Below are 13,620 nucleotides of genomic sequence, written 5' to 3' on the forward strand. Positions count from 1 at the left end.
TAATGGTAAATCAATAGCCACAGTAAAAAGAATGCCTACCAACCTGCTATTTTGGCACAGCCTGACTTAGAATAAATCCTCTTGGCCTGTAATCAGCGCCAAATGCCGGTTTTTCAGCCAAAAGGGCCCTATTTTTATGCTTTTCACCTTAAAAAAGTTTGTTGGCGGCTTATTAATGCCCCTGCCCTTGTTACTCATCATCATGGGGCTGGCACTAATTTTATTGTGGTTTACCCGCTGGCAGAAAAGTGGCAAAACACTTTTTGCGTTGAGTTGGCTGGTATTATTGCTTATTAGCCTGCAACCTGTCGCTGACCGCCTGCTATTGCCACTGGAAAAGTCATACCCGACTTATCAGGGAAACGACCCAGTAGATTACATTGTTGTGCTCGGCGGCGGCTACACGTTTAATCCGAATTGGGCACCAAGCGCCAATTTATTCGCAAATAGCCTGCCAAGAGTCACTGAGGGTGTCAGGCTGTATCGTGCACATCCTAACGCAAAAATGGTTTTTACTGGCAGTGCGGGTCCGAACAACCAAAGCAGTGCAACAACAGCAGCTCAGGTGGCAGAAAGCTTAGGTGTTCCGGTGGCGAATATTATTGCGTTAGAGCAACCGAAAGATACCGTTGAAGAAGCCGCGGCGGTGGCCACTCTGGTGGGTAATAAACCATTTTTGCTGGTCACCTCGGCAAATCATCTGCCCCGAGCGATTAAATTCTTTACCGCCATTGGGTTACATCCAATCCCCGCGCCTGCAAATCAGTTAGCCATCACCACGCCACTGCATAGCTGGGAGCGTGCTATTCCAGCAGCGGCTTATTTAGGCCACACCGAGCGTGCCTGGTATGAAACATTGGGGCTGTTGTGGCAAAAATTAAGCGGGGATAGCAAGGATGAATAATTTTGCTATTAATAACTCATTGTCACCCGTCAATATCCAATAGATTTCGAAATGCAGGAAGGCGGCAAGGGAAAAAATCCCGATGAGCTTACTTATTTTTTAAGATCAAGACCAGTAAGTGATTCGGGTTATTGAGCGCAGCCAACACACCAGCAACTTGAAAGATGAAGGATATTAATCTAGCCAAGGGAGAAGTTGCCTGGCGGCATTATCAAATACAGCACGATCCAGATTCCCGGTATGGATGAAGCGGGCCACCAGTTCCCAAAGGGTATAGAGCCATCGGCGGGCAACAAAGGATTCAGAGACCGGTGCTTTATTGAGATAACGATAGAATAGCTGACTAGGCATGCCCTCTTCGCTGAGGCGGAACAAGTCATACTCTCGTGGAGCCCACAACATCGGACCAGGATTAAGCATCGCTAGCAACTGATCGCTGCGCGCATCTTTTAACATGCTGCGGAGAGTCAGGTTGCCGTGCACCAGCACTGAGCTGTCATCAAAACCGGCAAAAAGTGCCGTTAATGACGCCTTCGCACGGTAAAGTATTGCACGGTCTTCCAATGTCATAACCGGTGAATTCATATTAGACAAGGTCGCCCACAACACTTCAACTCGTTGCTGATACCAACTGAACCAATCATTTTCCTGGGTGCTATCAACATTACCCACACAACCGTGGCTATCAATGCGGTGCCATGCCAGCACACCTTCAACTATCTGATCCATTAAAGCATCCCAGCGCTCCCCCGTCCGAGTCGGTGCCTCCACCGAAACACCACGTAAACGCTCCATCAACAGAATTTCTTTATACGGGGATTGGTGGGTCATCACCAGTCCGTACACTGTGGGTAACCGGATATCACCTTCCCGAGCCAGCATGGAAAGTTTATACGCCTCTTGCTGTGCAATCCCCTGACAAACATAGCTCTTCGCCAGTAATGGGATTGCCTGCCCCTGCTGGTTATACATCGCGTACAGGTGGGCATAGGGCTGCTCGCTGATACGTTCGAGGCGGGTGATAGATTCCCCGAGCACCACACTTAATTCAGCTTTCAGTTGTTCCATTATGCTCAGTCCAATTATCTGGCGAAATTGATGGTTCATAATGGGATGACGGGCGGGAAATTTCCAGAATGCAGATCAACTATTATTGATAATAAAAATCAAACTATCGGATACAAAGTAAAAACGCCAGGCCCAATTGGACCTGGCGCAAACAGTTCGGTGCCCGTAATGGTTACTGATGAAGCATGATAGCGCGCACCCGATCCAGATCAGCCTGAGTATCAACCCCAACCGTGGGTATCGCTTTTGCTACCGCGACGTGGATCTTTTCGCCATACCACAGTACTCGAAGTTGCTCTAATAGCTCGATTTGTTCGAGTTTGCTCGGCGCCCAATTAACATAACGGCGGATAAAACCTGCACGATAAGCATAGATACCAATATGGCGTAAGAAACAATCACCGATAGTCTCTTTTGACTGAGCAAAACGCTCTCTTTCCCATGGGATCGCCGCGCGGGAGAAATAGAGCGCGTAGCCTTGCTCATCCATCACCACTTTAACCGCATTAGGGTTAAATGCTTCTTCGCTACTTTCAATCGGCACCGCTAATGTTGCCATGCCAGCACGACAAGCGGCCAGATTATCAGCCACCTGACGGATAATTACCGGGGGTATCAGAGGTTCATCCCCTTGGACATTTACGATAATATCATCATCTGAAAAACCATATAGTTCAATAACTTCGGCTAAGCGCTCGGTGCCAGATTGATGATCGGCACGGGTCATACAGACCTCACCACCGGCATCCTCAACGGCTCTCACCACCTCAGGATGATCTGTTGCCACAATCACCCGTGACGCGCCCGACGCCTTTGCTCGTTCCATCACATGAACTACCATCGGTTTGCCCGCAATATCAGCCAATGGCTTGCCGGGTAACCGGGTTGAAGCATATCGAGCGGGAATTATAGCGATGAAACTCATGCGTGCTTCTCATCAATTGACAGTGGGCGGGCTTCATTCTCCAACAATACCGGAATACCATCGCGCACCGGGTAAGCCAGATTGTCAGCTTTACATACCAATTCAAGGTTTTCTTTATTGAAATACAACTTGCCGTTGCAAACCGGACAGGCAACGATCTCGAGTAAACGGTGGTCCATACATCCTCCAGAATGGAGTTTAGCCAGCAGGAAAGTGCTCGAGGATACCATATCTGCTGAGGCAGGTTAACTGTACCGATGCTGCCTGCGCTATCAGCGATTAATAACAAGGAGTTATGTTAATTAGCAACTACATAAGTAAATATAGATAGCTATCTCGTGGGATAAATGCTGGTTTTGTTATTGATATGTTGAATAGCGAGGAGTAGAATTTTGTGATTCACATCACATAAATGGGCATGTCGAGTAAGAGATGAAAGTATTCCATAAAATTATTGCGCTGTTTGCTAACTTCAGCAACTAAGCCGCATAAAGACAAATAGAAGCACCTGCAAAAGCTGCCCGGCGACAAAGCAACCTGTCGAATAGAGGCCAAAAATACCCAAGGGTATAAATACAAACGGCTACCAAAAGGTAGCCGTTTGCTTAGAAAACGAGTTGATCGTCGTCGTTTACTTAGAAAGCGATCACATCTGCTGCTGACGGCCCGTGAATACTACGATAAGTAGAGAATTCAACGTCCTGCCCTTCACTGAGTGATTTATTTTTGGTGTTGGCGATAGCCGTCTTGCTGACATACACATCCAAACTACCATCGTGTGGCGAGATGAAACCGTAACCTTCTGATTGGTTGAACCATTTCACGCGACCCATTTTTAACGTCATAATAAATTTCCTTTTACTGGGCATCCTAACAACTCATTTTTATTTATTGTTTAGATGCAGTTGCCCATCCTAAAGTTTTCTGATTAAACCTCTATGAGCTTGATTTTATGAAAAAACCCGCATAAGTGCGGGCTTTAGAATTTTGCTATCCAGATCGATGATTAGCACATCGGCATCATCACTTTCTAAGATAATCTAAACATTATTTCTCTTAAATTACAGAGCAACAACGTTTGCAGCAGCCGGCCCGCGCGGGCTGTCTTGGATGGTATACTCAACACGCTGGCCTTCAGCCAAGGTTTTGAAACCATCAGTTGCGATCGCGGAGAAGTGAACAAACACATCTTTACCGCCATCATGCTGTTCAATAAAACCAAAACCTTTGCTTTCGTTGAACCACTTAACCTGACCTGTCTTCTTAGACATAAACTTCACCTTCAACTTCTTCTTTCAAATAACATTAAATCGGCCATAAGGCACTCGCGCTATGAGTAATAGCGGGCCTGCATCAGAACATTACTTATGGGAGTTACTATCAGAGATACTGGAAGGTTCGTCTTTGGATCGGCATCAACAAGATAACGTCTGGGAGGAACTGCTTTACTTTAGTCTCGAACACTCTTACACATAAATAGGTCTGTAGCACAGGCCAGCGGCTATTAACTCATAAAATACCATGCCGCGCAACTATTTTATCTGGGAAGGTAGTTCAGTAAGTAGCATCAATGGGATGCCACGCATAAAAAACCAATATTCTCCACTGCTTACCCCATTAATTATCGATATCAATCTAGACTAAAAACTGAATAAGCATGAAGGAGCTATCCGATTATGACTCACCCACCGTTTGTCCACCCCGATGAGATTCGCGCCAGATTCTCCAGTGCCATGTCGGATATGTATCAGGATGAAGTGCCGCTATACGGAGCCTTGTTACAACTGGTTGCTGATATCAACAACCAAACTATGGGTCAGCAACCGGAACTTACCCGCCATTTACGCCGGACCGGAGAGATTGAGCGCCTGAACATGGAACGACACGGTGCTATCCGAGTGGGAACCGCCGCTGAACTTGCGACCCTGCGCCGCCTGTTTGCGGTGATGGGTATGCTGCCTGTTGGTTATTATGACCTGGCCCCGGCTGGGGTTCCGGTTCACTCGACGGCATTCCGCGCTGTCCATGAAGCTTCGCTGCAAACTTGCCCATTTAGAATTTTCACCTCATTATTGCGCCTTGAATTAATTGAACAACCAGAGCTGCGGCAACAAGCTGCCGATATTCTGGCAAAAAGAGTGATATTTACTCCACGGGCTATCGAATTAATTACTCAGCATGAAATTTCCGGCGGGCTGACCAGCAATGAAGCCGATGACTTTATTGCTCAGTCATTAGAGACATTTCGCTGGCATAATCAAGCGACAGTAAGTGCTGATGTTTACCAACAACTGCACGATCAGCATCGTTTAATTGCCGATGTGGTGGCTTTCAAAGGACCCCATATTAACCACCTAACGCCACGAACGTTGCATATCGATGCCGTACAAATTGCGATGCCAGAACATCAGATTACCCCCAAAGCGGTGATCGAGGGGCCACCTCCGCGCCGCTGTCCAATATTATTACGGCAAACCAGTTTTAAAGCCCTTGAGGAACAGGTTTCGTTTGTCGCAACAGATGGTCGACTCACTCGAGGGCATCACACCGCCCGTTTTGGTGAAATAGAACAACGGGGGACAGCGCTGACAGCGAAGGGGCGTAATCTCTATGACTGCCTGCTACAGGCGGCACAAGATCAACTACAGGTTCCCGTAAATGAAAAAAATGCCCTGCAATACATGGCGATTCTCAAGGAGAAATTTAGCCAGTTCCCAGATGACTACCCGACAATGCGCGCTGAACAGCTCGCTTTCTTTCGCTATTTCCCTACCGAGAGAGGGCTAAGTACCCTTACTGAATCAATGCAAAACCTGACATTAGACCAATTGATTGACGGGGAATTTATCCAATATGAGCCGTTAGTTTATGAGGATTTTCTCCCCGTCAGCGCAGCAGGTATTTTTCAATCAAATTTAGGGGACAGTGGTCACAGCCAGTTTGCGGGGCACTCCAGCAAGCAGGATTTCCAGCGGGCGCTGGGAGCCACGGTAATTGATGAACTACAGCTATATGAAGAAACCCAGCAGCGCTCAATTGTGGCATGCGCGGCATCCCTCAAGCTAACACTGCTGAGTCTATAAAGTGGGCTACTTGGTGTGGCGTGATAATGCCTGAATGTTCAACAGCAATTGTTCAGCCTGATCCGGCGGTAACTGTGCATCTACCGGCAGGTACCACCAATTAGGCTGAGCAAAAGCCCGGCACTTGACTGCATCTTTTTCAGTCATCAATAATATTTGCGGGCCACTCGTTAGCGGACTAAGTTGTGCTAATGAATAATCCTGATGGTCAGCAAAAGCATGTTTACTCTTAGGCTCAATACCCAGTAAATTCAGGGTAGTAAAGAACCGAGGAGGATGACCAATACCCGCCATTGCAACGACATGCTGGAGTTGCTGTGCGGGTAACCGCTCACCGCTAACCAGATTGACGGCCTGCCGCGCCACCAACTGCATCGGTATTTCTCCGCTGGCGGCAATACCACCATTGGTAATTACCGCATCCACTGAGTGCAAACGCCCCGCCCGTTCACGCATCGGGCCTGCCGGTAACCACCAACCATTACCGAAACGACGCACACCATCGATCACCACCAGCTCAAAATCACGCTGTAGCGCATAATGTTGCAATCCATCGTCGGTGATGATGAAGTCCAAAGTGTGAGCTTTTAGTAACGCTTTGATGGCATCTGAGCGCTTTGGTGAGACAGCGACCGGTGCCTGAGTACGTTGATATATCAGAACCGGCTCATCACCTGCCTGCACCGTGGATGTCTCATTGGATAGCAGTAGCGGATACACCGTAGATTTGCCCCCGTAGCCACGAGACACCACCCCAACACGGTAACCCCGTAGTTTTAGCTGTTCCACTAACCAGATTACGACCGGTGTCTTACCATTTCCGCCAGCAGTAAGGTTGCCGACAATAACCACCGGGACCGGTGAGCGCCAAGCAGAACGCCAGCCAAGAGAGTAACTGGCCCGGATAAGTGCTGTGACCGCACCGTATAACCAAGATAGTGGCAGCAGTAGCAGATACAGCCGAGACCGCCCAGACCAGATACGCTCAATCATTGGCCAAACTGCATACGATTAAGTTGGGCATAGGCACCATGTTGCGCCAACAACTCTGCATGTACACCACGCTCGACAATGCGCCCCTCTTCAATGACCAAAATTTCATCGGCTTTTTCAATCGTAGATAAGCGATGGGCAATAACCAATGAAGTACGGTTTTTCTGCAACTCATCCAATGCGGACTGAATCGCCCGTTCAGATTCAGTATCCAGCGCTGAGGTAGCTTCATCCAGAATCAATATCGGGCAATCTCGCAATAACGCACGAGCGATAGCGATACGCTGACGTTGCCCACCTGAGAGCATCACACCGTTCTCGCCAATAACAGTATCAAGGCCAAATTCCATTTTATTGATAAAATCCATGGCATATGCCATTCGGGCGGCTTCTTCGATTTCAGCGCGGCTATAGTGCTCGTCACGGGCATAAGCGATATTATTGGCAACCGTATCATTGAACAGATGAACATTTTGCGACACCAAGGCGACTTGGTTTCGCAAGGCACCAAGCCGATAATCACGCAAATCGTGCCCGTCCATCAAGATACTGCCTTCGCTGACATCATAGAACCGGGTCAGTAAATTGGCGATAGTTGACTTACCTGAGCCTGAACGCCCTACCAATGCCACGGTCTTACCCGCTTCAATGTGCATATTGATATCATTCAGTGCTGGGGTGTCTTTGCCTGGGTAGTAGAAAGTGACATGGCGGAATTCTATTTCGCCTTTAGCCCGCTCAACTTCCAGTTTCCCCTCGTCTTTTTCCTGTTCCATATCCAGAATAGCAAATAGCGTCTGACAAGCTGCCATCCCGCGCTGGAACTGTGCATTCACATTGGTAAGGGACTTCAACGGGCGCATCAGAGCAATCATTGCCGAGAACACCACAGTGATGGTACCCGCTGTCAGAGTTTCCATCACACTAGGGAAACTTGCCGCATACAGCACAAACGCCAACGCAAATGAAGCAATCAACTGAATGATGGGATCAGAAATGGAAGAAGCAGAAACCAGCTTCATCCCCTGCTGACGCATGCGATTACTGACGGTATCAAAACGCTCGGTTTCAACTTTCTGGCCACCAAAGATCAACACTTCTTTGTGCCCTTTCAGCATTTGCTCTGCACTGGTGGTCACTTCTCCCATGGTGCTTTGCATATTTTTACTGATATTACGAAAACGCTTAGAGACTAACCGGATAGAAACAGAAACAATCGGTGCAATGACGATTAAAATCAGCGACAACTGCCAGCTGTAATAAAACATCATGATAAACAAACCGATAATAGAGGCCCCTTCACGCACCACTGTAACCAATGCGCCAGAAGACGATGCCGCTACCTGCTCAGAATCATAGGTAATACGGGACAACAACGTGCCAGTCGATTGCTGGTCAAAGAAGGATACCGGCATCCCCATCATATGGCTAAATAAGCGGCGACGGATGAACATCACGACTTGACCAGAGACCCATGAGATACAATAGCTAGAAATAAAGCCGGTTATTCCACGAACCACCATCAAACCGATAACAGCCAACGGCATCCATTTTAAAATTGAGCTATTCGCTTTACCAAAACCATCATCGAGCAAAGGTTTCAGTAACGACAGCATAAACGTGTCACTGGCGGCATTAAGGATTAATGCTATCGCCGCGACAACAAGACCGGTCTTATAAGGAGAGATCATTGGCCAGAGGCGACGGAACGTCTGCCATGTGGATAGATCTTTATCATTCATCATGCAAATACCAGCACCAGAAGAAATAGCGGCCCATTCTACTCATTATGGCCTCCAACGCCAAACCGCTGGTGATACCAACGTGGCATTATTTGTTCCCGATAGCCCCTAATTTGCCAACTATCGCTGTAAAAATACACAGTTAGCTGTCCGGATACCGAGGTATCACGCCAAATAATGCTATTTTTTTGATAGCGTTTAATCACTTTTTTAGCTGGCAGGTGCCATTGGTTATAGCGTGCAGCGGAAGCAAAAGCCAATTCTGGCTTCACTGCCCGCAAAAATGGGCCGGTTGAAGAGGTATTGCTGCCATGGTGGGGAACTTGCAGCAATGTTGAGGCTAGCTTAGCACGATAATTTTTAACTAACTGCCGCTCTCCCCGTGTTTCAAGGTCGCCCGTCAATAACAGACTGTGTTTGCCATCATCAATGCGAATAACACATGAGTCATCATTTTGGGCGTTAATCACATGAGTTCTTGGCCATAAAACCTCAAAATTTAAATTTTGCCATTGCCATTTCACGCCTTGCTGACAGGGCAAACCCGCTATCGGGCCAGTTAAGGAGAAAGGTGCACGGATTTTCGCCTGCGGGAATGCCGCCTTTAACTCAGCTAGCCCTCCGGTGTGATCAAGATGATCATGGCTAAGGATAATTTGCTCAACCACAATGCCCCGCCAACGTAAATAAGGGAGAATAACCGCAGCTGCCATGCTACTGGTGTGCCAACGATTGCCCGTATCAAAGATAATTGCTTTCCCTGCGCGTTCTATCACTATTGCCAGACCGTGCCCAATATCCAACATATCAACACGCCAGCGATAATCATCACGCCGCTGAGTGAATAACACCAAATTGACACACAGGACTACCACCCCAATTGGATAGCTGCGCCACCACTGAAAACGCCAAATAAGTATTACCAGCCACCCCGCATAAGCCATGGCAACGGATGCTAACCCAGTATGCAACCAACCGGTTTTTAGATGATTGAGTGGCCAGAGTACCGCGCAAAGCGATATATCGGCCAAGAACCAAAACAGGCCAGCTACGGTAGGCAATGGTATGCAGGCCAAGGCCAACAATACGCAAGGCACAGTAAGCAGGGATATGATAGGCACTGCCCACAAATTTGCAGGGATAGAAAACAAGCTGACGCCATGAAATAGGCCTATCTGCAGTGGCATCAATAGTAGCATCATACCAAATTGTAAATGGAACCAGCGGATAGTCAGCCCAAGCCATCCGCCCCTAAAACGCTGAGTAATTGGCACCCAATAGAACCAACATATCAGACTGAATACCGCCAGACAGGAGAGCCAAAAACTGTCTGATAGTACCGCCAGTGGTTCACTAAGTAATATTAACGCCAACACCCAGAGCCACACTTGCCAGGCGCTGCATAAAATACCGAACAACCTCAGCAGTAACCATAGGGTTAATGCTATAGCCGCCCTCATCGCGGGTGGATTCGCGCCCGCCAACCAAACATAAACCATTGCCACAAACCAGCCAATCAGCAGCGGGAACACGGGCCCTACCCAACTAACGGGTAGAAAGAACTGGATCCCACGAGCCAGTATCCCGCCAAACAGCGCCGCTAGCCCGATGTGCAAACCCGATATCGCCATCAGGTGCGCCGTTCCGGTATTACGAAAAAGTGCCCACTGACGTGTGTTCAACTGTTCTCTTTCACCAAAAGCTAAAGCTAGCAGTATCTGCCGCTGGTCATACTGCTGTAGCTGCTGTTCAATAACACTGATGGCCCGCTGGCGGAGATTACAATGAGCATCACGCAATTCAGCCTTAATCACTCGCCCTTGCAATGGACGCTGGTTGGCTATAGCCCAGCGTTGGCTATCAAACCCCCCTTCATTGAGTAAGCTATGCACCGCCCGCATTCGTAGCCTCAACACCCATTGCTGTCCAGCACAATAGCGCTCAAGCTTCTCCGGCCACTTTACTGATACTGCAATCGGCGGAAATACTCTTTGCCCATTAACTTGCTGAATGCCCAGCAGGACCTTATTCCCTTCTCCCCATGTCAGATAGGCATTCTTTATAGTGGCGATAACTTGCTGCTCACCTTGAGTTAACGCCTCAATTTGCATTAATACCCTATTTCCGTGCCAACTTCCCCACGCAAAACTGATGATGACTAATGCCACGCATTGCCAGTATATACGCCCACTTAACCATACCAGTCCCCCCAACACTAGCAGCCCCACAATGATGAGAGTTCCTGGCAACTGAGGTAGAAAAATAAGAGGTAAGAAGCCAATGGCAATAGCGGCCGCAGCATGATCGATTGATAAAGTGATAAGAAGCCATCCCTTGTATTACTGCCAGATAGCCTCATTGCCATCCGCTTGCCTCATCGTGAATATGTTGATTTTCTCTGTTGATGGATGATGCAGCCAGTACAAAAAGTGGAAGTTCAGAGCGGCTTCGCGGATAGTTTAATCTTGTTACATAGCTAACAACGCCTATGCGGAATGTATCGAAAATAAAGCTGAGCTTATTACAGGTAAAAGGGAGATAGAGATAGAGATAGAGATAGAGATAGAGATAGAGATAGAGATAGAGATAGATGAGGGTATTTGAATAAGTGAATAAGTGAATAAGTGAATAAGTGAATAAGTGAATAAGTGAATAAACAATATTTAATCTATTCGTTATAAGGTTTTAATATATATTCAGCTAATTTTAGCGCGTGACATTAGAAAGAAAAAAGAAAAACGGTGCCATTAGGCACCGTTTCTTATCAGCGTTTATACCTTTTATAATCAGCGTCATAGCAGTATTAGCTATGACACCAATGATTTAGGTATAGATAATAACGCGGTAAGTTGTAACCAACTTAACCGTAGATATTAGCGCGATCACGCAATTCTTTACCTGGCTTAAAGTGTGGAACGTACTTACCTTCCAATTCAACTTTAGCGCCAGTCTTTGGATTACGGCCAACACGCGGAGCACGGTAGTGAAGAGAAAAACTGCCAAATCCTCGGATCTCAATGCGCTCACCTTCAGCTAGTGTTCCAGCCATATGTTCAAGCATTTCTTTCACTGCATCCTCAACGGCTTTAGCCGGTACATGAGATTGCTGGCCAGCAAGTCTTTCAATAAGTTCAGACTTGGTCATATTACCTCCAAGCTTTGCAGCTAAACTACCGTATAGGGGCGGAAAAACCGCCCCCCGTTATTACTCGCCTTTTGCAGCTTTGAACGCTTCTGCCATTGCGCTAGAGAAGTTACCTTCTTCTGGCTTGTTGTTAACTGTAGCAATAGCATCTTTCTCATCAGCTTCGTCTTTAGCACGAACAGACAGGCTGATTACGCGGTTTTTACGGTCAACGCCAGTATATTTGGCTTCAACTTCATCACCGACGTTCAGAACCAGCGTCGCATCTTCAACGCGGTCGCGAGTTGCTTCGGAAGCACGCAGATAACCTTCTACGCCGCCTGCCAATTCAACTGTAGCACCTTTAGCGTCAACTGCAGTTACTTTACCAGTAACAATAGCACCTTTCTTGTTAACAGACAGGTAGTTATTGAACGGGTCTTCTGCCAGTTGTTTCACGCCCAGGGAGATGCGCTCACGTTCTGCGTCAACTTGCAGAACCACAGCTGCGATTTCGTCGCCTTTCTTATATTCACGAACTGCTTCTTCGCCTGCAACGTTCCAGGAGATGTCAGACAGGTGAACCAGGCCGTCGATGCCGCCGTCCAAGCCGATGAAGATACCGAAGTCAGTGATAGACTTGATTTTACCTTCAACGCGGTCGTTTTTGTTGTGAGTTTCTGCAAACAGCTGCCATGGGTTAGATTTGCACTGTTTCAGGCCCAGAGAAATACGACGACGTTCTTCATCGATGTCCAGAACCATAACTTCCACTACGTCGCCAACGTTAACAACTTTAGACGGGTGAATGTTTTTGTTGGTCCAATCCATTTCTGAAACGTGTACCAAACCTTCAACGCCTTCTTCGATTTCTACGAAGCAGCCGTAATCAGTCAGGTTAGTTACACGACCAGTCAGCTTGGTGCTTTCTGGGTAACGTTTAGCGATAGCAACCCATGGATCTTCGCCAAGCTGTTTCAAGCCCAGGGATACACGAGTACGTTCGCGGTCGAATTTCAGAACTTTAACAGTGATTTCGTCGCCCACATTGACAATTTCGCTTGGGTGTTTAACACGTTTCCAAGCCATGTCAGTAATGTGCAGCAAGCCATCAACGCCACCCAGATCAACGAATGCACCGTAGTCAGTCAGGTTCTTAACGATACCCTTAACTTCCATGCCTTCTTGCAGGTTTTCCAGCAATTGATCACGCTCAGCGCTGTTCTCAGATTCGATAACTGCACGACGAGAAACAACGACGTTGTTGCGTTTCTGATCAAGCTTGATGACTTTGAACTCAAGCTCTTTGCCTTCCAGATGCAGAGTATCGCGAACTGGGCGCACATCAACCAGTGAACCAGGCAGGAACGCACGGATACCGTTCAGTTCGACTGTAAAGCCGCCCTTCACTTTGCCGTTGATCACACCAGTAACGGTTGCAGCTTCTTCGTAAGCTTTTTCCAGCATCAGCCATGCTTCGTGACGCTTAGCTTTTTCACGGGACAGCAGAGTTTCACCGAAGCCGTCTTCAACAGCGTCCAGAGCAACGTCAACTTCGTCACCAACTTGAATTTCCAGTTCGCCTTGCGCGTTCTTGAACTGTTCTGCTGGAATTGCTGACTCAGATTTCAGACCGGCGTCAACCAGTACGATATCTTTATCGATAGAAACAACAACACCACGGACGATAGAGCCCGGACGTGTTTCAATTGTTTTCAGGGATTCTTCAAAGAGTTGAGCAAAAGATTCTGTCATGTTAATAATCTTCAGGATTCTTAAGT

Annotated in this window: 12 protein-coding genes; 2 read left to right on the forward strand and 10 right to left on the reverse strand. The window is 47.5% G+C overall.

All coding sequences use genetic code 11. The features are described from left to right. The first annotated feature begins 136 nt into the window (after nucleotides 1-136). Complete coding sequence (gene elyC / locus ACWJJO_RS14000) at nucleotides 137-904, forward strand: envelope biogenesis factor ElyC (protein WP_083158445.1); 768 nt, start codon at nucleotides 137-139, stop codon at nucleotides 902-904. 174 nt (nucleotides 905-1,078) lie between these two features. Here the strand turns inward: elyC and ACWJJO_RS14005 are convergent, their stop codons facing one another. From ACWJJO_RS14005 to cspE, 5 genes are all read right to left on the reverse strand, one after another. Next, entirely contained in the window at nucleotides 1,079-1,972 is an 894-nt protein-coding gene (locus ACWJJO_RS14005) for a YcbJ family phosphotransferase (protein WP_083158444.1), read from the reverse strand. A 172-nt stretch (nucleotides 1,973-2,144) separates the two neighbouring features. Beyond that, nucleotides 2,145-2,897 (reverse strand): 3-deoxy-manno-octulosonate cytidylyltransferase, encoded by a 753-nt coding sequence (kdsB, locus tag ACWJJO_RS14010; protein WP_481091161.1) that lies wholly within the window; start codon nucleotides 2,895-2,897, stop codon nucleotides 2,145-2,147. Then, entirely contained in the window at nucleotides 2,894-3,076 is a 183-nt protein-coding gene (locus ACWJJO_RS14015) for a Trm112 family protein (protein WP_004700032.1), read from the reverse strand. The genes kdsB and ACWJJO_RS14015 overlap by 4 nt, the downstream gene beginning before the upstream one ends. Before the next feature lie 456 nt (nucleotides 3,077-3,532). Then, the gene (locus ACWJJO_RS14020; protein ID WP_005159937.1) at nucleotides 3,533-3,742 is read right to left on the reverse strand and encodes a cold-shock protein; all 210 of its coding nucleotides are present in this window, start codon (nucleotides 3,740-3,742) and stop codon (nucleotides 3,533-3,535) included. Nucleotides 3,743-3,958: 216 nt separating this feature from the next. After that, nucleotides 3,959-4,168 (reverse strand): transcription antiterminator/RNA stability regulator CspE, encoded by a 210-nt coding sequence (cspE, locus tag ACWJJO_RS14025; protein WP_032906172.1) that lies wholly within the window; start codon nucleotides 4,166-4,168, stop codon nucleotides 3,959-3,961. Nucleotides 4,169-4,573: 405 nt separating this feature from the next. Between cspE and hglS the strand changes: the two genes are divergently transcribed. Next, nucleotides 4,574-5,980, forward strand: a complete 1,407-nt coding sequence (gene hglS, locus ACWJJO_RS14030) for a 2-oxoadipate dioxygenase/decarboxylase HglS (protein WP_083158442.1) — start codon at nucleotides 4,574-4,576, stop codon at nucleotides 5,978-5,980. 6 nt (nucleotides 5,981-5,986) lie between these two features. Here hglS and lpxK read toward each other — a convergent pair whose 3' ends face one another. The 5 genes from lpxK to rpsA all read right to left on the reverse strand — a co-directional run bounded on the left by lpxK (nucleotide 5,987) and on the right by rpsA (nucleotide 13,594). Continuing rightward, nucleotides 5,987-6,973: a tetraacyldisaccharide 4'-kinase gene (gene lpxK / locus ACWJJO_RS14035; RefSeq protein WP_372569318.1), complete on the reverse strand. Its 987-nt coding sequence runs from the start codon at nucleotides 6,971-6,973 to the stop codon at nucleotides 5,987-5,989. After that, complete coding sequence (gene msbA / locus ACWJJO_RS14040) at nucleotides 6,970-8,718, reverse strand: lipid A ABC transporter ATP-binding protein/permease MsbA (RefSeq protein ID WP_083158440.1); 1,749 nt, start codon at nucleotides 8,716-8,718, stop codon at nucleotides 6,970-6,972. The genes lpxK and msbA overlap by 4 nt, the downstream gene beginning before the upstream one ends. Nucleotides 8,719-8,753: 35 nt before the next feature. Next, entirely contained in the window at nucleotides 8,754-11,036 is a 2,283-nt protein-coding gene (locus ACWJJO_RS14045) for a ComEC family protein (protein ID WP_481091593.1), read from the reverse strand. 539 nt (nucleotides 11,037-11,575) lie between these two features. Continuing rightward, nucleotides 11,576-11,860, reverse strand: coding sequence for an integration host factor subunit beta (gene ihfB / locus ACWJJO_RS14050; RefSeq protein ID WP_005184672.1), 285 nt, complete (start codon nucleotides 11,858-11,860; stop codon nucleotides 11,576-11,578). 60 nt (nucleotides 11,861-11,920) lie between these two features. Further along, a complete protein-coding gene (gene rpsA / locus ACWJJO_RS14055; protein WP_004391091.1) occupies nucleotides 11,921-13,594 on the reverse strand; it encodes a 30S ribosomal protein S1 in 1,674 nt (557 codons plus the stop codon). Nucleotides 13,595-13,620: the final 26 nt, after the last annotated feature.

The organism is Yersinia antarctica (assembly GCF_056636475.1).

Coding starts and splice junctions, on each gene's coding strand:
- elyC (WP_083158445.1), top strand. CDS start 137: ATGCTTTTCACCTTAAAAAAGTTTGTTGGCGGCTTATTAATGCCCCTG.
- ACWJJO_RS14005 (WP_083158444.1), bottom strand. CDS start 1,972: ATGGAACAACTGAAAGCTGAATTAAGTGTGGTGCTCGGGGAATCTATC.
- kdsB (WP_481091161.1), bottom strand. CDS start 2,897: ATGAGTTTCATCGCTATAATTCCCGCTCGATATGCTTCAACCCGGTTA.
- ACWJJO_RS14015 (WP_004700032.1), bottom strand. CDS start 3,076: ATGGACCACCGTTTACTCGAGATCGTTGCCTGTCCGGTTTGCAACGGC.
- ACWJJO_RS14020 (WP_005159937.1), bottom strand. CDS start 3,742: ATGACGTTAAAAATGGGTCGCGTGAAATGGTTCAACCAATCAGAAGGT.
- cspE (WP_032906172.1), bottom strand. CDS start 4,168: ATGTCTAAGAAGACAGGTCAGGTTAAGTGGTTCAACGAAAGCAAAGGT.
- hglS (WP_083158442.1), top strand. CDS start 4,574: ATGACTCACCCACCGTTTGTCCACCCCGATGAGATTCGCGCCAGATTC.
- lpxK (WP_372569318.1), bottom strand. CDS start 6,973: ATGATTGAGCGTATCTGGTCTGGGCGGTCTCGGCTGTATCTGCTACTG.
- msbA (WP_083158440.1), bottom strand. CDS start 8,718: ATGATGAATGATAAAGATCTATCCACATGGCAGACGTTCCGTCGCCTC.
- ihfB (WP_005184672.1), bottom strand. CDS start 11,860: ATGACCAAGTCTGAACTTATTGAAAGACTTGCTGGCCAGCAATCTCAT.
- rpsA (WP_004391091.1), bottom strand. CDS start 13,594: ATGACAGAATCTTTTGCTCAACTCTTTGAAGAATCCCTGAAAACAATT.